Annotated in this window: 19 protein-coding genes; 9 read left to right on the forward strand and 10 right to left on the reverse strand. The window is 56.9% G+C overall.

All coding sequences use genetic code 11. The annotated features are described in order from the left end of the window. The first annotated feature begins 244 nt into the window (after window positions 1–244). A complete protein-coding gene (gene xth, locus ACR0NE_RS06785; RefSeq protein ID WP_170595325.1) occupies window positions 245–1,024 on the forward strand; it encodes an exodeoxyribonuclease III in 780 nt (259 codons plus the stop codon). Window positions 1,025–1,028: 4 nt separating this feature from the next. Here xth and ACR0NE_RS06790 read toward each other — a convergent pair whose 3' ends face one another. After that, window positions 1,029–2,180, reverse strand: coding sequence for an FAD-dependent monooxygenase (locus ACR0NE_RS06790; RefSeq protein ID WP_170595322.1), 1,152 nt, complete (start codon window positions 2,178–2,180; stop codon window positions 1,029–1,031). A 72-nt stretch (window positions 2,181–2,252) separates the two neighbouring features. Further along, a complete protein-coding gene (gene dksA, locus ACR0NE_RS06795; RefSeq protein ID WP_074736317.1) occupies window positions 2,253–2,675 on the reverse strand; it encodes an RNA polymerase-binding protein DksA in 423 nt (140 codons plus the stop codon). A 385-nt stretch (window positions 2,676–3,060) separates the two neighbouring features. Here dksA and ACR0NE_RS06800 point away from each other — a divergent pair, with 385 nt between their 5' ends. The 7 genes from ACR0NE_RS06800 to ACR0NE_RS06830 all read left to right on the forward strand — a co-directional run bounded on the left by ACR0NE_RS06800 (window position 3,061) and on the right by ACR0NE_RS06830 (window position 9,908). Continuing rightward, on the forward strand, window positions 3,061–3,906 hold the full coding sequence (locus tag ACR0NE_RS06800) for an AAA family ATPase (RefSeq protein ID WP_170396653.1): 846 nt from the start codon (window positions 3,061–3,063) through the stop codon (window positions 3,904–3,906). A 90-nt stretch (window positions 3,907–3,996) separates the two neighbouring features. Beyond that, window positions 3,997–4,446: a GNAT family N-acetyltransferase gene (locus ACR0NE_RS06805; RefSeq protein WP_170595319.1), complete on the forward strand. Its 450-nt coding sequence runs from the start codon at window positions 3,997–3,999 to the stop codon at window positions 4,444–4,446. Beyond that, window positions 4,443–5,807 carry a DUF2927 domain-containing protein gene (locus ACR0NE_RS06810; protein ID WP_170406392.1) on the forward strand — a complete coding sequence of 455 codons (1,365 nt, stop codon included), beginning with the start codon at window positions 4,443–4,445 and terminating at the stop codon, window positions 5,805–5,807. Before ACR0NE_RS06805 ends, ACR0NE_RS06810 begins: the two co-directional genes overlap by 4 nt. A gap of 6 nt (window positions 5,808–5,813) precedes the next feature. Then, window positions 5,814–5,981 carry a hypothetical protein gene (locus ACR0NE_RS06815; protein ID WP_170396648.1) on the forward strand — a complete coding sequence of 56 codons (168 nt, stop codon included), beginning with the start codon at window positions 5,814–5,816 and terminating at the stop codon, window positions 5,979–5,981. Between the two features lie 4 nt (window positions 5,982–5,985). Continuing rightward, window positions 5,986–7,170 (forward strand): vWA domain-containing protein, encoded by a 1,185-nt coding sequence (locus ACR0NE_RS06820; protein ID WP_170595317.1) that lies wholly within the window; start codon window positions 5,986–5,988, stop codon window positions 7,168–7,170. Between the two features lie 161 nt (window positions 7,171–7,331). Further along, window positions 7,332–9,134, forward strand: a complete 1,803-nt coding sequence (locus tag ACR0NE_RS06825; RefSeq protein WP_480459300.1) for a hypothetical protein — start codon at window positions 7,332–7,334, stop codon at window positions 9,132–9,134. An 84-nt stretch (window positions 9,135–9,218) separates the two neighbouring features. Then, a complete protein-coding gene (locus ACR0NE_RS06830; RefSeq protein ID WP_170396642.1) occupies window positions 9,219–9,908 on the forward strand; it encodes a M48 family metallopeptidase in 690 nt (229 codons plus the stop codon). A 68-nt stretch (window positions 9,909–9,976) separates the two neighbouring features. Here the strand turns inward: ACR0NE_RS06830 and ACR0NE_RS06835 are convergent, their stop codons facing one another. The 8 genes from ACR0NE_RS06835 to ACR0NE_RS06870 form a co-directional block, all read right to left on the reverse strand. After that, the gene (locus ACR0NE_RS06835; protein ID WP_170598164.1) at window positions 9,977–10,519 is read right to left on the reverse strand and encodes an RSP_2648 family PIN domain-containing protein; all 543 of its coding nucleotides are present in this window, start codon (window positions 10,517–10,519) and stop codon (window positions 9,977–9,979) included. Continuing rightward, a complete protein-coding gene (locus tag ACR0NE_RS06840; protein WP_170598161.1) occupies window positions 10,516–11,718 on the reverse strand; it encodes an RSP_2647 family RNA methyltransferase in 1,203 nt (400 codons plus the stop codon). Before ACR0NE_RS06840 ends, ACR0NE_RS06835 begins: the two co-directional genes overlap by 4 nt. Before the next feature lie 41 nt (window positions 11,719–11,759). Continuing rightward, window positions 11,760–12,032 (reverse strand): hypothetical protein, encoded by a 273-nt coding sequence (locus tag ACR0NE_RS06845; protein ID WP_170396636.1) that lies wholly within the window; start codon window positions 12,030–12,032, stop codon window positions 11,760–11,762. Continuing rightward, a complete protein-coding gene (locus ACR0NE_RS06850; protein WP_170598158.1) occupies window positions 12,019–14,811 on the reverse strand; it encodes a [protein-PII] uridylyltransferase family protein in 2,793 nt (930 codons plus the stop codon). Before ACR0NE_RS06850 ends, ACR0NE_RS06845 begins: the two co-directional genes overlap by 14 nt. Next, window positions 14,808–15,197, reverse strand: coding sequence for a nuclear transport factor 2 family protein (locus tag ACR0NE_RS06855; protein ID WP_170598155.1), 390 nt, complete (start codon window positions 15,195–15,197; stop codon window positions 14,808–14,810). Before ACR0NE_RS06855 ends, ACR0NE_RS06850 begins: the two co-directional genes overlap by 4 nt. A 112-nt stretch (window positions 15,198–15,309) precedes the next feature. Next, window positions 15,310–16,233: a hypothetical protein gene (locus ACR0NE_RS06860; RefSeq protein ID WP_170598153.1), complete on the reverse strand. Its 924-nt coding sequence runs from the start codon at window positions 16,231–16,233 to the stop codon at window positions 15,310–15,312. A 692-nt stretch (window positions 16,234–16,925) separates the two neighbouring features. After that, on the reverse strand, window positions 16,926–17,279 hold the full coding sequence (locus ACR0NE_RS06865; protein WP_170396629.1) for a Rieske (2Fe-2S) protein: 354 nt from the start codon (window positions 17,277–17,279) through the stop codon (window positions 16,926–16,928). 17 nt (window positions 17,280–17,296) lie between these two features. Continuing rightward, window positions 17,297–18,379, reverse strand: coding sequence for an amidohydrolase family protein (locus tag ACR0NE_RS06870; protein ID WP_170598150.1), 1,083 nt, complete (start codon window positions 18,377–18,379; stop codon window positions 17,297–17,299). A 125-nt stretch (window positions 18,380–18,504) separates the two neighbouring features. Here ACR0NE_RS06870 and ACR0NE_RS06875 point away from each other — a divergent pair, with 125 nt between their 5' ends. Further along, window positions 18,505–19,380 (forward strand): LysR family transcriptional regulator, encoded by an 876-nt coding sequence (locus ACR0NE_RS06875; protein WP_170598147.1) that lies wholly within the window; start codon window positions 18,505–18,507, stop codon window positions 19,378–19,380. Window positions 19,381–19,389 lie beyond the last annotated feature (9 nt).

The following is a 19,389-nucleotide window of genomic DNA, read 5'->3' on the forward strand; positions in this document are numbered from 1 at the left end:
TTTTTAGCCAGATGAAGAGGGATCCGCTCTCTGACAGTCAAAGTCAGAGAGCTTCACCTGGCGCGGTCATCGGCGCCTCCGCCTGTACCGCATACTCAGTTTTGACGAATATGGTTAAGAATCCGTTTCTTCATCTGGCCCAAAATACCTCGGAGCGCGAGGCAGAGCCTCGCTAACTTGTACGGCAACTTGCCGTTGCGTGTATTCTGCGCGATAGGTTGCCAATGGCACCGGAGGATCACGCATGAAAATCGCCACATTCAACATCAACGGTATCAAGGCACGGGCCGAGGCGTTACCTCGCTGGTTGGATGAGGCGCAGCCCGATGTTGTGTTGCTGCAGGAAATCAAATCTATTGATGAGAATTTCCCCCGCGAGATTTTCGGGGAGCGTGGATATAACGTTGAAACCCATGGGCAAAAGAGCTTCAACGGCGTTGCAATCCTTTCGAAATTGGCGCTTGAGGATGTCTCCCTTGGGTTGCCCGGTGATGAAAGTGATGAGCAGGCGCGCTGGATCGAAGCCACTGTCATAGGAAAGAGAGCACTGCGCATCTGCGGATTGTATCTGCCAAATGGCAATCCGGTGCCGGGGCCGAAATATGACTACAAGCTTGAGTGGATGGAGCGCCTCTATGATCGTGCCCGCGATTTGATGGCATCAGAGGAACCCGCGTTGATGGCAGGGGATTACAATATTATCCCGCAGGCCGAAGATGCCAAGCGCCCCGACGCCTGGCGCGAGGATGCGCTTTTTCGACCCGAAAGTCGCGCTGCATTCCGCAAGGTATTGAATCTGGGCTTCACTGAAGCCTTTCGCGCGCGAACGCAAGGCCCCGGTCATTATTCATTCTGGGATTATCAAGCCGGCGCGTGGAACAGAAACGACGGGATTCGCATCGATCACTTTCTTCTGACGCCGCAAGCTGCAGATTTGATGCGTGATTGCAGGATCGATGCCGAAGTGAGGGGGCACGAAAAACCTTCGGACCATGTGCCGGTCTGGGTTGATCTCGACCTGTGAATGCTTACGCGGTCGCGTCGTAGCTATAGATCCACTCGTAGCGCCGTGCCAAGCGTGGACCAACCGCCATTAAGGCGGCCTGTGCGGCCAGCCTCATTGGCCCACGAAGGTGGAAATTACGCGCATTTGCGCCTGCGGCGCCAACCACTTGCCTGGCACGCGGTCGTCGAGTGGCTTCATAGGTAGCCAATGCGCGGGCGACGCCTGAGTTGTCCTGGAACGCGCGTGTCAGGACCCAGGCATCTTCCAGTGCCAGGCAAGCTCCTTGGGCCATAAAAGGCAACGTCGGGTGCGCCGCATCCCCAAGTAAGGCCAATCGCCCATTCTGCCAGATTTGCGCCACGGGGCGCAGAAACAGCGCCCAAAGGTGAACCTCGTCAATCTTTGACAATATGTCACCAACCGGTCCGCCAAATTCGGCGAACCGGGTTCGCAGGTCGTCGGGATCACCCTGACGTCGCCAGCCTTCCTCTTTCCAGTCGGAACGCTCTTCTATGGCCACGATGTTCACGAGGCGTTGATCGCGCAGCGGGTAGGTTACCACGTGCCGGCCTGGCCCCATCGTCAAGGACGCGCATGGCAGTTCTTCTCGCTGGGTCCAGGGAATCGTTGCTCGCCAGGCAACCTGATGGGTGAAAACCGGGACCTCGGGGCCATTCAAGATCGGGCGGATAGCGCTGCGCCCACCGTCTGCGGCGATCGCGCATTCCGCTCGCAGCCTTTCGCCGCTTTCCAGAACGATCTCGGCTTCGCTTGGGTGTTTATGAACCGTGGCGACAGGTGCATCCAGCCGAATATCCACCCCAGAGCGCAAGGCGGCTTTGTGTAACAGGTCCAGCAGATCTGCCCGGTGATAATAGTAAGTCGACCCAGCGGCAGGGACCGGGACCCGACTGATCACGCGCCCATTACGGTAATCGCGCAGAACGGTCCCACCCGAGATTTGTCCAGCTTCCGGGACCTTACCAGCAACGCCTAGCGCACGCAGTACCGCCATCCCGTTCGCACTGATTTGCAATCCAGCACCAACTTCGGTCAGTTCTGGGGCCTGCTCCAGAACCGTCACCTGAGCACCCTGACTTCGCAGTGCGAGTGCCGCCGCCATGCCCCCAATGCCGCCGCCAATGACGCAGAAATTCAGACCATTGATATTCATGGACCTGCCATAACGCAAAAACGCCGAGGCGACAGGCCCCGGCGCAGTTGTTTTGTTGCAATTTCCCAGCGATCAATCGTCGCGGTGGACCTTTTCGCGGCGCTCGTGACGCTCTTGCGCCTCAAGCGTCATAGTCGCGATAGGACGCGCATCCAGGCGCTTGAGCGAGATCGGATCACCGGTCTTCTCGCAATATCCATACTCCCCTTCTTCGATCCGGCGCAGGGCCGAGTCGATTTTTGCCACCAGCTTACGCTGACGATCCCGGGTGCGCAGTTCCAGCGCACGGTCGGTCTCTTCGCTTGCGCGGTCAGCGACATCGGGAATGTTTCGGGTGTTGTCCTGCAGACCTTCGATCGTATCACGGCTGCCTGCGAGTAGTTCTGTCTTCCAATCCATCAGCTTGCGGCGAAAATACTCAAGCTGGCGATCATTCATGAAAGGTTCATCTTCAGCCGGACGGTAATCTTCCGGCAGAAAAACTTCCTGCTTCATATTTGCTCCCTCGGTATGGCCTGAAACGTCGGTTGCGATTGTATTACCTGACATTCGGCACCCCCTTCTGCGGAGCGTTTATCCGACGGGGCAGAGATTGTCACTACACAAACGTATGCCTCGCCGCCGCGTCACTCCGACTGCTCTAATATTGAGACTTGTAACAACAAAACCTTGTTTTTCTGTGGTTCTCGCAAGGCGTTTTTCAGGCAGCTTCAACCCCTGCGATACCCCGCCCCGAACGAATCGCCCAAAACAGATTGGACTTACAGCCCATCCCATCCTCTCGCGACGCTGCGGCCCGGCTTGTAAATAACCTTGCCTCTCTGTAACCCGAGCAGAGCAAACCCAGCCCGCATTCCGCGGAAACCACATGAGGGGTCCCATGACCGCACGTTTTCAAGGCACCGCAGAATATGTTGCCACCGACGATCTGAACATTGCCGTGAACGCTGCCGTCACGCTGGAACGCCCGCTGCTTGTCAAGGGCGAACCCGGTACCGGCAAAACCGAGCTGGCGAAACAGGTCGCAGGCGCGCTGGGGCTGACGATGATTGAGTGGAACGTGAAATCCACAACGCGCGCGCAGCAGGGACTGTATGAATACGATGCGGTCAGCCGTTTGCGCGATAGCCAGCTTGGCGAAGAGCGCGTGCATGATGTTTCGAACTACATTCGCAAGGGCAAGCTGTGGCAGGCGTTTGACGCGGATGAAAAGGTCGTGTTGCTGATCGACGAGATCGACAAGGCTGATATCGAGTTTCCGAACGACCTGCTGCAAGAACTCGATAAGATGGAGTTCCACGTCTACGAGACTGGCGAGACGATCCGTGCCAAGAACCGCCCTATCGTCATAATCACGTCGAACAACGAAAAGGAACTACCTGACGCATTCCTGCGCCGCTGCTTCTTTCACTACATCCGCTTTCCAGACGAAGCCACGATGCGCCGTATCGTCGAAGTCCATCACCCCGGCATCAAAGATGCGCTGCTGACCACCGCGCTGACCCAGTTCTACGAAATCCGCGAAACGCAAGGTTTGAAGAAAAAGCCCTCGACCTCGGAAGTGCTGGACTGGCTGAAACTGCTCTTAGCTGAGGACTTGAGCGCTGAGGACCTTAAACGCGACGGTGTGAATGCACTGCCCAAGCTGCATGGTGCGCTTCTAAAAAATGAGCAGGACGTACACCTGTTTGAACGGCTGGCCTTTATGGCGCGTAGCAAGCGGTGATCACAGCTTGTCATCGGTACGGTCGGGTGTCAGCATTACATCAACGAAAGACCCCGCGCCAATCGGGCCTCCAGAGCAGGAAATAATAAAATGACTAACGCCCTCACAATTCGCCCCTTGCGACCAGAAGACCGGGATCAATGGGCCGAAATGTGGCGTGACTACCTGGCATTTTATGAAACCGAAGTGCCGGATTCGACTTTCCAAAACACCTTTGCACGGCTCTTAGGTGATGATCCGAATGACTTTTCCTGTTTTGTCGCGGATTTGGATGGGCAACTGCTTGGACTGACCCACTACCTGTTTCATCGCCACGCCTGGAAGGAAGAAAGTGTCTGCTATCTGCAGGATCTCTATGCCCGCCCAGAAGCGAGAGGCACCGGAGTTGGACGCGCCCTGATTGAGGCCGTCTATGAAGAAGCGGACAGGCAGAAAGCCCCCTCAGTCTATTGGCTGACGCAGCAAAACAACCATACCGCACGCAAACTCTATGACCGCATCGGCAAGTTGTCGCCGTTCCTGAAGTATCAGCGACCATGAGGCTTTTAGGCGCAACCCTACTTCTGGCGGCGCTGTCTGCCTGCACCACGGTCGACCGGATCGAGACGCCGACCCGTACCCAGGTGATTGAAGCTTCGCTGCCGCCGTCTAAATCCTTCGGCGCTGCTCGTCCAAGCCCGCCTGCCCGTTCGAACAAGAATATCGCTGCCGACTTCCTCTCACTGCATTTCGCACTTGAAAGCGGCGCGGAACTGCCGGTCTTCACCCGGTTTGATGGACCGATCACGGTGCGTCTGACTGGGACACCGCCACCAACGATGCAGACCGACCTGAGTCGGCTACTGACCCGGTTGCAACGTGAGGCGAAGATCGACATCCGGCAGATTCCAGAGGGTCAGGCGAACATCACGATCGAGGCTGTAAGCCAGAAACAGATCCGCCGCATCCTGCCGCAGGCCGCCTGTTTCGTCGTGCCCAACTCTTCAAGTCTGGAAGAATACCGCCGTGACAGGCGCAAAAGCAAAAGCAACTGGACCGAACTGCGAAAACGTGAACGGATCGGGATATTCATCCCCTACGATGCCAGCCCACAGGAAATTCGGGACTGCCTGCATGAAGAATTGGCTCAGGCACTTGGACCTCTGAACGACCTCTATCGCCTAACCGATTCAGTATTCAACGACGACAATTTCCACACGGTTCTGACCGGATTCGACATGTTGATCCTGCGCGCAGCCTATGCGCCTGAGCTGCAAAATGGCATGACACGCGAACAGGTGGCAGCGGTTCTGCCCGGCGTACTCAGCCGGCTGAACCCCAGAGGGGATCGGGTTGCGCCACAACAGGTTACTGAGACACCTCGGGCCTGGATTAACGCAGTTCAACGCGCTTTGGGGGCTGGCGCTGGTACGGCCAAACGCGTCAACGCTGCGAACGAGGCAGCGCGAATTGGTCAACAGCAAGGCTGGACCGACCACCGCCGCGCCTATCCGCATTATCTGCTAGGGCGCATGGGGCAATTCGACGACCCCGAGGCGGCGCAGCAGCAATATGAAATTGCCCTGAAATACCTGAACGCCACCCCGGGAACAGAAATTCAGCGCGCTCATATCACGGCACAAACCGCAGCCTTTGCTTTGGCACAGGGTCAGGGCACCGAGGCCCTGCCCGAATTGAACAAAGCAATCAATGTCATGACCAAGGCCGAGAACGCCGCCCTTCTGGCCACCCTGCTGCTGCTCAAATCCGAGGCACTGCGGCAGTCCGGTCAACTAGATCAGGCACGTCGCGTTCGGCTGGACAGTATCGGATGGGCACGTTACGGCTTCGGCTCGGATTTGGTGGTGCGCTCGGTCACACAAGACATCGCGCAGTCAGCCGCCACAAGCACGGGTGGATAACGTCACATGATAGTGGTTCTGGGCATGGCTATTCTGGGCGCGATTCTGGGCGCGTTGACAGCACGCAAACGTAACGGAAGCGGTGCGGATATGGCTCAATACGCTGCAGGTTACGGCATTGCCTTTGCGTTGGTCGGGCTGGTTATTTCACTGGTCATTGTTCGTCTGGTATAGAACGATGTTCCTGCCCTTCTTCGAAAACCTCCGAAACGCGGGCATTCCCGTATCTCTGCGCGAGTACCTGACGTTTCTGGAAGGGATGAAAAAGGGCTTGGCGACATACGATGTCGAGGCGTTTTACTATCTCGCCCGCGTTTCGATGGTGAAAGACGAGCGCAACATCGACAAGTTCGATCGTGCCTTTGCCGCCAGTTTCGAAGGGTTGGGTGAAATCAGTTTCGATCAAGTACTCGAGGCGGTCGATATTCCTGCCGAGTGGCTTGCAAAGATGGCCGAAAAGCACCTGTCGGATGAAGAAAAAGCCGAGATCGAGGCGCTTGGTGGCTTTGAGAAGCTGATGGAGACGCTACGCGAGCGCCTCAAGGACCAACAGGGTCGCCATCAGGGCGGTAACAAGTGGATCGGCACCGCGGGCACCTCACCTTTCGGCGCCTATGGCTACAACCCCGAAGGCGTGCGCATCGGCCAGAAAGAAAGCCGCCATCAGCGTGCCGTAAAGGTCTGGGACAAGCGCGAATTCAAGAATTTAGATGACACTGTTGAACTGGGCACCCGGAACATCAAGGTCGCTCTGAAGCGCCTTCGCCGCTGGGCCCGCGAAGGCGCTGCCGAAGAGCTTGATCTGGACGGAACGATCAAGGCAACAGCTGAACACGGCTATCTGGATGTCAAAACCCGACCCGAACGACACAACGCCGTCAAAGTGCTTTTGTTTCTGGACGTGGGCGGATCGATGGACCCGCATATCAAGGTCGTGGAAGAACTGTTCTCAGCGGCCCGAACCGAATTCAAACATCTGGAATACTACTACTTCCACAATTGCCTCTATGAAGGCGTCTGGCGCGACAATCGCCGCCGCTGGGATCAGCAAACTCCGACGCACGAGGTCTTGCGCACATACGGGCCGGACTACAAATGCATCTTTGTCGGCGATGCCTCAATGAGTCCTTACGAGATCGCTTATCCCGGTGGTGCAAATGAGCATTGGAATCAGGAATCTGGCCAAGTCTGGCTGGGCCGTGCACGCGAACAGTGGACATCGAACCTGTGGATCAATCCAGTGCCAGAGAAGTATTGGGAATACACCCATTCGATCGGCATGATCCGTGAGATATTCGAAGATCGCATGGTACCCATGACGCTGGCGGGTTTAGAACAAGGTATGCGGGAACTGACGCGCTAGTCACCGTCGGAGTCCTGGTTGCTTCAGAAACTGGAAACAATAGGCCTAGTTTTCAGAGATATTCGCGTCAAAAGCGCCACCAAAGAAACAATCTCGGCAAAATTCCCTGCCTCTCTCGAATTCGTGATATACGACAAAGGGATTGAAGCTGGGGGGCTGAGATGACCATTTCAAAACTACCAAATATCCTGACATCTGTTTTGACCATTACAGCGTTCGCAATTGCATCGGGTGCGACCGCGACATTGGTACTTTCCCCTGACGCCGCTTATGCCAAGAATGATAATGGCAATGGAAAGGGCCGCGGCGGCGGCAAAGGTAATTCTGGAAAAAGCAACGACGGCAACAAAGGCAAGGGAAAGTCCGGAAAAGGCAACGACGGCAACAAAGGCGGCGAAAAGGGAAAATCCAGCAAAGCTAAGGGTTCCAAAAGCGCGGGTAAAGATGCCGGCAAGGCCAACTCCAAAACGCACCGCGTGGAAAAGGCTTTCGGGTTTAACAAGAAGCAAAAGGCAAAACACCACCGGTCAGCCAAAACCTCTGCTAAAGCTAAGGGACGGAACGGCAAGGTACAAAAGACCACACTGGCGGGCTTTGGAAGAGAGTTTAAACGCGATGTCGAGCAACTATTTGGCAAGCGTTCGCCGGTAAAAACCAAGTCAAGCGCGAACCGCGTAACGAAAACGTATCGCAAGGCGTCGGTTGCTCCTGTTGAGTATTCCCCGCGACCTGTTGCTCGCACAGATTATAAATCCAAGCACTATGACAATAAGAAGCCCAGCAAGCGTCGCTATCGCGACCCGCTTGTTGCAGCGATCACCGATCCCGATGGCTCGGACAAGCTGCGTAACCTGAATGCGTCTAAGGCAGCAGCCCCGGCGTTCCGCAATGCTTCACCCAACAGCAATGTCGGCAAGATCGCGACCTATCAGGCGGCGGCGGAAACCTATTACGACCTGCGCGGTGACCTCTATGAGACCCGTCGCGAACTGCGTGATCTGAACGAAGACTACGATGGCCGCAGCAGCGAAGACATCGCCGATGATATCGCCGCACTTGATCCTGCGGACCCGGACTATGATGACAAGCTGAGTGCGCTTGAGGATGAGCTGCGCGATGCTGAAACCTATGAGGAGGCGCGCGACGATCTGCGCGCGGATCTGAGGGACCTGAAATACGAAACCCGCGACGCGTTGCAAGATGCGGAGGCTGCCTTTTATGACGCTTCGAAAGGGCGGACATTGACCAAGGCGACGCTGGGCGAATTCCACGGCAATCTCGATCTGCCACAGCCAAACTACTGGTACAAGGACTGGGCAACGATCCAGCCGGTGCCTTACAATCCTGACGGCTACCGCTATTCGGACGATAAGAAGATCTATGATGAAACCGACTATCGACTGCGCTACGACAAGCCATATTCCGATCGCAAGAAGGACCGCTACCGCTATTACCGCGACCCGCTTGTTGCAGCAATCACCGATCCCGATGGCTCGGACAAGCTGCGTAACCTGAATGCGTCTAAGGCAGCAGCCCCGGCGTTCCGCAATGCTTCACCCAACAGTAAAGTCGGCAAGATCGCGACCTATCAGGCGGCGGCGGAAACCTATTACGACCTGCGCGGTGACCTCTATGAGGCGCGCCGTGAATTGCGTGATCTGAACGAAGACTACGATGGCCGCAGCAGCGAAGACATCGCCGATGATATCGCCGCACTTGATCCTGCGGACCCGGACTATGATGACAAGCTGAGTGCGCTTGAGGATGAGCTGCGCGATGCTGAAACCTACGAGGAGGCGCGCGACGCTCTGCGCGCGGATGTGAGGGACCTGAGAGTTGATGCTCTGGTCGCAGAAAAGGAAGCTGAACGCGCATTTTTTGAGGCTTCGAAGGGCGAGATCTTAACCAAGCAGTCCCTTGCCGAGTTTCATTCGAACCTGCACCTGCCCTCGCCAGGCAGGTAAGGCTGGATTGAGCCAAATAACTGATCGGACGTGAAGGGCGAGTTACCGCTTGCCTCCTTGGGGTGGGCCGCCCATATCTAACTCATGCTTCGCTTAACACCCATCCTGCTGGCCATAGCCTATGCCGTTGTGATGTACCGGATATCCGTCTGGCGCACGCATCGTGAGTTGGATGCGAAGTCCACCGAACTGGCCGATCCTGCGCTAAAACGCATGACGGACCGGCTGGCTGCAGCCTTGGAGATTGATCGGGTCCCAGTCTACATCTACGAGATCGATCCGGTGAACGGGCTGGCAGCGCCGGATGGGCGTATTTTCATCACTCGCGGTTTTTATCGCAAATTTGGCAACGGCGAAGTATCAGCGGAAGAAATGGCAAGCGTAATCGCGCATGAATTGGGCCATGTCGCCCTTGGCCACGCCCGGCGGCGGATGATTGATTTCTCGGGTCAAAACGCCCTGCGTGCTGCGCTGATGATGCTATTGAACCGCTTCATCCCGTTCATTGGAGCCTGGATTGCAAATATGCTGACTCATTTGCTGGCCTCCCGCCTGTCGCGGAGTGATGAATATGAGGCGGATGAATATGCGGCTGCGCTTTTGACAAAAGCCGGGATCGGGATTGGTCCACAGAAGTCTTTGTTCCACAAGCTTGAGGATCTGACTCAGCAGCGTGCGGGCGTTGTGCCCGCTTGGTTGATGAGTCATCCAAAGACGGATGAGCGGATCGCAGCTCTGGAAGTACTTGAACAAAAGTGGGGCGTGGGAGTTTAGGATAGGAGCGAGGGGCCAGCCCCTCGCGCTCCCCGAGATATTTTTGGCCAGATGAATGGGATCCCGAATTAAGTACTCAGGGCTTTGCCAAGGCGCGGCAGGCGGGCTTTTTTCATTAAGCTACGCAAGGTCCATTGAGCACCGGATAGCCGGTTGGCTTCAGCAAGGACCGCTTTGGAAACCTGCGTCATGCCTTCGGGGTCGGACAGCCAGAGTTCATGCAGCAGCCCGTCCGGATCGCGCCGCTCAAGCCCTTCGTCGGCCAACATATTCTTGGGAAAGTCCTTGGCATTGACGGTGACAATGACATCTGCCGAGCTTGTGACCGCCGTTGCGAGAACGTGGATGTCGGCGGCATCCGGCAACCATAGGCGCTGTTCAACACCGAGGTTGGCGGGTTGCTCGGCATTTGGCCATTGGGCCTGAACCAGCGCGATTTCGGCGCGCGCCTGTGCCTCTCCCTCGGGGCCGAGTTTGCGGGCGGCACGGGCCCATTCTTCGAGGATACGTGCAGACCAGACGGGCGTGAAATAACCAAGCCTCGCAGCGCCCAACAGCATCTCTCGCATCACCGTGGGATAGATGACGCAGGTATCAAGAACCGCCTTCACAGACGGTAAAACACGGCTTTGAGGTAGCCGCTTTCTGCCAGCTGCGGCAGTTGTGGATGGTCCGGCCCGGCAAAGCCAGTTCGGATCAGTTGGGCCTGTCGTCCTGCCCGTCCGATCCCACGGGATGAGGCATCGCGGAAGCGGCCCAGATCAGCGGCATGAGAACAGGAGCAGAGGCCAAGATACCCGCCCGGTTTGACCAGCGGAGCCGCCAGACGTGCGGTACGCTCATAGGCGCGCAGGCCTGCGTCCAATGCTTGTTTCGAGGGCGCGAAGGCCGGTGGATCACAGATGACGACGTCGAACAACGCGCCCTCTTCGCCGAGTTTGGTCAGTATATCAAAGGCGTCGCCTTGTCGGGTCTGGAAACGGGCAGAAAATCCTGAGACTTCTGCGCCCTTCGCCGCCAGTTCGAGCGCCGCTGCCGAGCCGTCAACGGACAATGCCTGTGCTGCGCCGCCCGCCAGCATGGCCAGACCAAAGCCTCCGACGTGGCTGAATACATCCAGCACCTGCGCCTCGGGGTGAACCAACTTGGCGGCAAAGGCGTGGTTGGGGCGTTGGTCATAGAACAGGCCAGTTTTCTGTCCCCCGGTCAGGTCGGCCATGTAGGTTGCGCCATTCATTGGCACCGGCAGAGGCTTATCGGGCGCGGTGCCGCGCAAGGTCAGATTGGTGTCGTCCAACCCCTCGAGCACACGCGTGCGCCCCGAGGCGTTCTTCAGCACTGTGTCGACCCCGGTTACCTTGACTAGCGCGTCGGTCAGAGATTCAAGATGTGCCTCAGCCCAGGCTGCGTTGGGTTGGATCACGCAGGCGCCTCCGAACCGGTCGATGATCACCCCGGGAAACCCATCCGCCTCGGCATGGATCAGGCGGTAGTACGGCGCATCGAACAGACGCTCGCGCATCTCAAGCGCGCGGCGCAGACGGGTTTCAAACCAGTCCGCATCCAACTGCGCGCCGATATCGCGATCCAATACCCGGCACATGATGTTCGAGACCGGATTCACTGCGACCAGAGCGATTGGCGCGCGCTTCTCGTCTTCCAGCACAGCCAAGGACCCCGGCCCGATCTTGCGAGTCCGGCGGTCGGTGACGATGTCATTGGCGTAGACCCAGGGAAACCCGTGGCGCAGGCCTCGCGCATTGGCCTTGGGTTTCAAACGGATACGGGGGCGGTCAGCTACGGTTGTCATGGCGCCCTCATAATCGTGAATGCACGGGGGTGAAAGCCCCGTTAACGGTTGCGCTTGCGCCAGCCGCCACGACGCTTGGGGGCTTGGGCCGCCTGCAAACCCTCGGTCAGGACCTGCGTCATCGGATGATCAGCAGCCTGTTCCGAATAGACTGCGTGCAGGTTGGTCAAGGCCTGATTTTGATCAAGCTCTCCGGGCAGGCTCAGCGCCCAATCCAGAAAGATGCTGCGGCATTCGGGCAAGGTGATGCCTTCAATGCGATACGCCTCGCGGATCAGGCCTTTGTGGTCATTCGGATCATCACTGCGTGCCATCTTCAACGCCTCCGACAACTGCGCCAATCAACGAGGCCGCAGTGCTGTAATTGTCTTGCAACGCGGATTGCAGCTGTTCGACCTGATCGAACCCGGTCGCCCGACACAGAAAGGCCGTACCGCCTTCACCGATCTTGTCGGCCTCGATCACCTTTCCCGACAGCAGACGCGCCGCACATTGCACCGACCAGCATAAATCGTAACAACCCTTCAGGGTTTGCGCCTGTGCGACATCCAGCAGCCCGACAGCGACCGCCCCGTCCAGACCCGAATGGACATCGCGCTGGGGCAATCCGGCCAGCAATGCGCCCGTCTCTGCCATCAGCTCGATATCCATCATGCGGCCCGGCCCATTCTTTGCGTCCCAAACGCCCGCTGGTGCTTTGGCTGCGGCCAGTCTTTCGCGCATCTCGGCGACTTCTTTCAGCACCTTCTGGCGGTCGCGCGTTTGCGACAGGAAATCGGCGCGGAAGCTTTCGATATCCTCGGCCAGACCGGCGTCGCCTGCGACCACATGGGCGCGGGTCAAAGCAAGGTGTTCCCATACCCAGGCCTCATTCTGCTGATAGTTGGTGAAGCTGACCCAGCTTGTAGCCACCGGCCCCTGATTGCCCGACGGGCGCAGACGCATGTCGACCTCATAAAGCCGTCCCTGCGACATTGGCGCGCTGAGCGCCGTAATCAGTGCCTGGGTGAACCGAGCATAATACGTCCGCGTCGCCAGCGGGCGAGGACCGTCGGACATATCCTGATCCTGAGGATCGTAGATGACAATCATGTCCAGATCGGATTGCGAGTTGATGCGCCCTGCCCCAAGTGACCCCATGCCCAAAACCGCGGCGCCGCGCCCCGGTGCCGGTCCATGCTTTTGGGAAAACTGCTCGACAACGCAGGGTAGAACCGCCGCAATCACGGCCTGCGCCAGTTCGGCATATTGCTGCCCGGCCTGCGCCCCATCGATCAGTCCGCGCAGATGGTGAACGCCGATGCGGAAATGCCATTCCTTGCACCAGCGACGTGCGAAATCGAGCTGTGTTTCATAGTCGCTTTCATCCGACAACGCTTGTGTAAGATCAGCTTGCAAGGCCGACTGTCCGGGCCAGTCGCTGAAAAAGCTGCCACCAATCACCGCATCAAAAACCGAGGCGTTGCGCGACAGATGGGTGGCAAGGGCGTGCGATGTCCCAACGATATCGACCAGCAGATCGATCAGATGCGGATTCGCCTCGAACAGGGAAAACAGCTGCACTCCGGCGGGTAATCCCGCCAGAAACCCATCCAGTGCCAATAGCGCTTCGTCGGGTTTCGCAGTTTTTGCCAATCGCGCCAGAAGTTCCGGCCTGAGCCGTTCGAATATCCGTGCACCCCGCTGCGAGCGAAGCGCCGGATAGGTGGGCCAGCGGGCCAGCACGCCCTTGTCAAACTCGACCTCCTGTACCGGCGCGGGTGCTGCGCCCGGTCCGGGGGCAAAGAACCCTTCGGTCAGTTCATGCACTTCTGTCAGGCGGCGGGTCAGATCAGCGGTCAGTTCGGCGCTGCTGATGCCCATCAGGCACGCGACCCGTTCGAAACCGTCCTCTGAATTTGGCACCTTATGGGTCTGTGCGTCGTGCACCATCTGGATGCGATGCTCGACCTCGCGGTGGGCGCGGTAGTGGTCAGTCAGTTTCTCTGCGACGTCTTCGGGCACCCAGCCCTTCGACGCCAACGCCGCCAGACCGGGAACGGTACCCCGGACGCGAAGGTCGGGATCACGTCCGCCCGCGATCAATTGACGGGTCTGAGTAAAAAACTCGATCTCTCGAATACCGCCCTGCCCCAGCTTCATATCGTGGCCGGGAATCGAGAGACTTCCGCCCGTTCCCTTGTTCTCGCGAATGCGCAAGCGCATGTCATGGGCGTCTTGAATGGCGGCAAAATCCAGATGCCGCCGCCAGACGAACGGGCGCAATGCATCGAGGAATCTCAGACCTGCCGCGATGTCCCCGGCGCAGGGGCGTGCCTTGATATAGGCCGCGCGTTCCCACGTGCGCCCAAGGCTTTCATAGTAGCGCTCAGCCGCTTCCATCGCCAGACACACAGGCGTCACCGCCGGGTCGGGGCGCAATCGCAGATCGGTGCGGAACACATAGCCATCCGCCGTCTTGTCGCTGAGCGTGGCACAGAAATTCCGCGTGGCGCGCACCATGCCCTGTCGCGCTTCGTAGAAATCATCGGGATCAAAGCGGGTTTCGTCGAACAGCACGATCAGATCGATATCTGAGCTATAATTCAGCTCATACGCACCCATTTTGCCCATCGCCAGAATGACCATTCCGGCAGCGGTATCGACATCATCTTCGGTCATACCCGGCAGCTTGCCGCGCCGGATCAGCGCAGCAATTTCGGCCTTCGCTGCCACATCTGCGGCCAAAGCGCCAAAGTCGGTCAGCGCGGCAGTTACCTTTTCCAACGGCCACGCACCCGCCAGATCGGCCAGCGCCGTCAGCAAGGCCATGCGCCTCTTCGCTTGCCGCAAACCGGGTTTCAACTGATCCGACGGCAGCGCGCGCGCCGCGTCCATCACTTCCGACAATGCCTGGTCCGGTTGCTGCAACGCGTGTGGCAACCAGTTCCTTTCTTGGTCAATCAACCCTTTCAGGTAGGGGCTAGAGCCCGCAGTTCCCGCGATCAACTCCCCCTGCTCGGCAGTCAAATCGGGCAGCGCCGCGCGTGTTTCGTCACCCAGATCGGTATGAAAAGCGCGCGGCAAGCGGTTGATAACAAGAGGCTGGCTCATGACCGTTCCAGTGGTGTGTCCTGGCTGAAACTGTTGATCCAGACGTCGTGACGCCGCTCCCACAGGGATGAGATCAGCATCGCCTCCCATTCCTGTGCTTCGGGACGCAGGTAATCTGCCCTGTATGAGAGCAAAACCACATCCGCCGATAAGACGCGCAACCTGGTATCGCTGAGTTCATATTGCGCCATCGTAGGCGCATCGGCGAACTGGCCAACATGATCGTCGCGATTGGCAAAACCCGTTGGATACACGCCCAGAAAATCGGGGCTCAACAGTGCCCGGTCCGCCTGTGCATTGCCTTCAACCAGCGCAGTCCATACCTGTTTTTCCAGCGAGAGGACCTGATCGAGTGACGGTGGGCTGGTGTTTTCAATATCTTCCATTTGCCTATGACTTGTGACGGCCGAAAATCAGATGCGGCCAGCGCACATGATCGGACAGAGTTGGCTTAGCCCTGTCCGATTGAACAGCAGAAAGGGCCGAATGTCCAAATCGTTATAGCCACTGATCCACTGGCGGCAAATCGAAAGTGAACGGATTTTCAATCCCCTGCCCGGCCAAATCCCACTCATCATAGTGCTCGTCTTCACGAAGCTGCAAAAACACCGCCTCAAGCTGATCGTTCAAACTCACCAACTCGTCCCAGGCGTCACCCATATGAGCCTGGAACATCGCCAGTTGTTGGAACAAGCCATCTGGCAAAGGGCCAAATTCCACACTCCCCAGATCGCGAGCTGGGAAATACATATCCTCTTCAAACTCAAAGTAGCGCGACATTCCGTCGTTAAAGTCAATTTGGCCATCGAACGAGACCGCAGCAAATACTTCATAAAGACCGGTCTCATTCATTTCGAGCTCGAACGACACCTCGAAACTAAGTGCAAAATCAGAAATTCCGTTTTGGTGAAGCTTGCCTGCGATCTCGACGACCTCGTAATAGCCGTATGACGCCAATACCAGATCGCCATTTGTATCGAACCCATGCACATCGAACATCTCCCCCTGTTCGCTGGCTATAGACAGATGCTGAAACTGTGCTGCCTGACTAATGTGAACGCCCTCAAATCCAAAGGCTGACCGGGCCTCATAAGAAACAGGTATGTCCGTTCCATTCATGCTTATGGTTTCAAGCGCGACTTGCTGTGTATGGTACAGCTCGGAAATGAGCGTGGCGCTTCCGCGTGTCGCGATCTCGTGGTTCACCATCGAAAGATTGAACTCAACCTCGTGAGACCCAGCAACTTGATACGCGCTGACCGTGCTGTCGATCACCCCGTCCCAAAACCCGCGCAGTTCGATATCCGGCAGATCTTCTTTCCCTTCGAGATCATGGGGATCGAGGTTCAAAAAAGGCAAATCGACTTGATCAATCGAACTAGATACGCCGCCTTGCGAAGCTAGGCCTGGTTCGGTCGACAAGATGAAACTCTCCTCTGACCCGAACGGCCAATGAGTTGTGTTCACAACATTCATTTCAGCGACCTCCCTTGATTTCTCCTCGGAAAACTATGTATGCAGCCATTGTGCAAACCCTATGGAAGGGTTTGATTATTAAGCCTTCTTAATGAAACGTTTAATCGATGGGCTGCGTCGCTCGGCCTGAATTACTGAGACGTAAATCCGCTGTAGTTGAATACTCTATACTGCAGTAGATCAGAGGAAGCGGGATAATTGCGAATGGACCTGAATTGGCGTGTAAAATATGGGCTCAAATGCATTTCCTTAGTTTGAAAATCTCATGAGCCCAATGGTTTTCAAGAAGGCCTTGAACAGCTATTTACGCGGTCTGCTGTTTTCTGGGACATAAAAGTGGCAAATGCCCAATGCCTCATGAAGTCAATCAAACAAATAGTTTTGGGCGCTGGTAGGAATGGCTTAGCCAAGCCATGAGTTGCTTTCATTGAATATCTGGCCAGGGTGAGCGCCCTCCTGTAGGCCAATCAGAACGTGCAGATAGCCATCCTCCAAGCCAATACGAAAAGCACAGCGATAGTTCTCCGGTTTCAAAAATAGAACTGGCATTGCCTATGCCTAGACAATGCCAGCGCAGGCAGCTGGGAGGAAAGATTGAACTGCCTAATATTTCTGACCTTCGTCGTGAAACCCGCTTCTTACAGATGCACGAAGAGATCACTGCCCTCTACTGATACATCGAAGCGTCTCGTTTTAATGGACGAATCCACAAGAAACTCACCGCTGCGAATGTCGAATTCCCAACCGTGCCAGGCGCAACGGACGATTTCACCGGCGCGATCATAGACAAATTCGGTTGAGTCCGTTTGGCGGGTCGTACCGCAGACCGGGCCTTCGCAGAGGGCCGCACCTTTGTGAGGACAGATGTTGAGCAAAGCGTGATAACCGTCGTCGAGTTTGAAAACGCCGATGGGCATGTTCGAAACTGTGACGATCTTTGCCGCGTCGCTGGGGACTTCATCAGTTTTGCAGGCGAAATACTTGTTTGCCATGGTCGATGTCTCCTTCTTTATTCGGCGGCATGCGCCATCGGGCGTCGCAGACGGGTATATACGTCCAACGCATTGAGTCCGAAGATCTTCTCGCGCCATGCGGGCGGGACATGCAGCTTGTTGACGTCGTCGTAGTCCCAATGCGGATAGTCCGACGCGAACATCAGGGTGTTCTCTCCATCCATCGCCTCAAGCGTGGCCCACAGGTGCTGGATATTCGCGGGCTGCTCCAACGGCTGGGTCGACATGCGGATGTTCGACTTGAAGTACTCGGACGGCAGACGCTTGAGCCACGGCGTTTCCTTTCGCAGCGCCTTGTAGTTCGCATCTAGACGCCAAAGAACCGAGGGCACCCAGGCGACGCCACATTCGATTATTACCACTTTCAAGCCCGGCCATTTCTCAAACACGCCGTGGGCGATCAGGCTGGCCATGTGGGTCATGGCCGTCTGCGGTAGGATCGCGTGGGTTTCCCAGAAAAAGGTCGAAGGCCCGGCCCCGATCGGGGTCGAGTTGATGCCGCCCTGTCCGCCGAGATGCATAGCGAATGGCAAGCCCATTTCGGCGCAAGCCTCATAGATCGGGTGATAGAACGGGTCGCCATAAGGGCGCGCGGCACCGTGGCTCACCAAGACTTGAACGACACGGGGGTGGCCGCCAACCCGGCGGATTTCAGCGGCGGCCAGATGCGCGTCCTGCGGTGCCACCACGATCGAGCCCCAGAACCGCTCGTCCTTGGGCAGCCAGTAGTCGATCATGTAGTCGTTATAGGCTTTGCACAGCGCATTGGCGTAATAAGGGTTGGCCAGCGTTGAGGCTTCGATCGGTTCGTCGCCGGTCAGGATCGCAACGTCGATATTGTATTTATCGAGGTGTTTTTCCTTCATTATCAAGTAGTTGTCGTCTTCCTCAACCGGGTTCACGTCATGGCGGGCAAATCCTTCGGGGTGGAACCAGGGACGATGGCCATGTGGGAATGCGCCACGTGGGCCGGTGCGTTCTCCCCGGACGAACATGTCCTTGAAAAGACCTTCCATGTAGGGTTCCAGAACCGTGGCGCTGCACCAATAGTTGTGGCAGTCGCAATCGACGATGAACATGAACTTCTCCTGTTGCTGGCGCCAAAAGGGCGGGCTTACATCTTGTTCAACGATGCTTGATATCTGCGAAACTTTGGCAAATAAATACAATTGAAACGCACCTATCGATCGGGATTACCGATTAAATGAATCGCCAGCTCTTAGTGACCTACATGGATGTTCTGGAAACGCGGAACTTCAACCGCACCGCCGAACGTCTGAATGTGTCCCAATCCACGGTCAGCGCTCGCATCCGTCAGTTGGAGCAGGAGCTGGACACGCGCCTGTTCGAACGGGGGCGCGGCGGGGCTGAACCCACGGCCGCCGGGCGCCGCTTTGAGACCCATTGCCGGTCACTGCTGGCTGCTTGGAGTCTGGCACGACGCGATGTTGAGGCGGGTGGCAGCGGCAACAGGCAACGCTTGCGTATATCAGTTCAGTTCAGTTTGGCCCGATCCGTGCTGATAGACTGGACTAAGGCAGTCAGGGAAAGAAACCCGTATCTGGACCTGTATCTCGAGGCGAATTTCTCACAACAGATACAGCGGGATGTTCTGACCGGCGAGACCGATATCGGTATTGTTTTTGTCCCGCAGCGGGCGCCTGACATGTTTGTCAGCGAATTGGGCAGCGAAAGCTATGTAATGCTGTCCACCGATTGTGACCGTATCGAGGACGTTCCATGGACGCGCTACATTCAGGTAGCCTACACATCATATTTTGACCGCCAGCATGACGAGGCGTTTTTGGATCAGCCGCAAAGCTCGACCCTGGTGGGCAGCAATGATCTGGCTTTGGATTTCCTAAAAGCCAGCGGCGGAACGGCATATTTCCCCGGATTTGCCGCACCGGGTCTGTGTGCCGAGTATCCAACATTGCAACAGGTTACTGACGCACCGGTGATCCCACAGCCCATCTATTCCATCGTGCACGTTCGAAAACGCCATGATCCGCTGGTGGCGCAAGCTGTCACCCTGTTCAAAGAACTAATCCAACACAGATCAATCGCTTTAACCGATTGATACCGCAAT

The organism is Ruegeria sp. C9 (genome assembly GCF_056537585.1).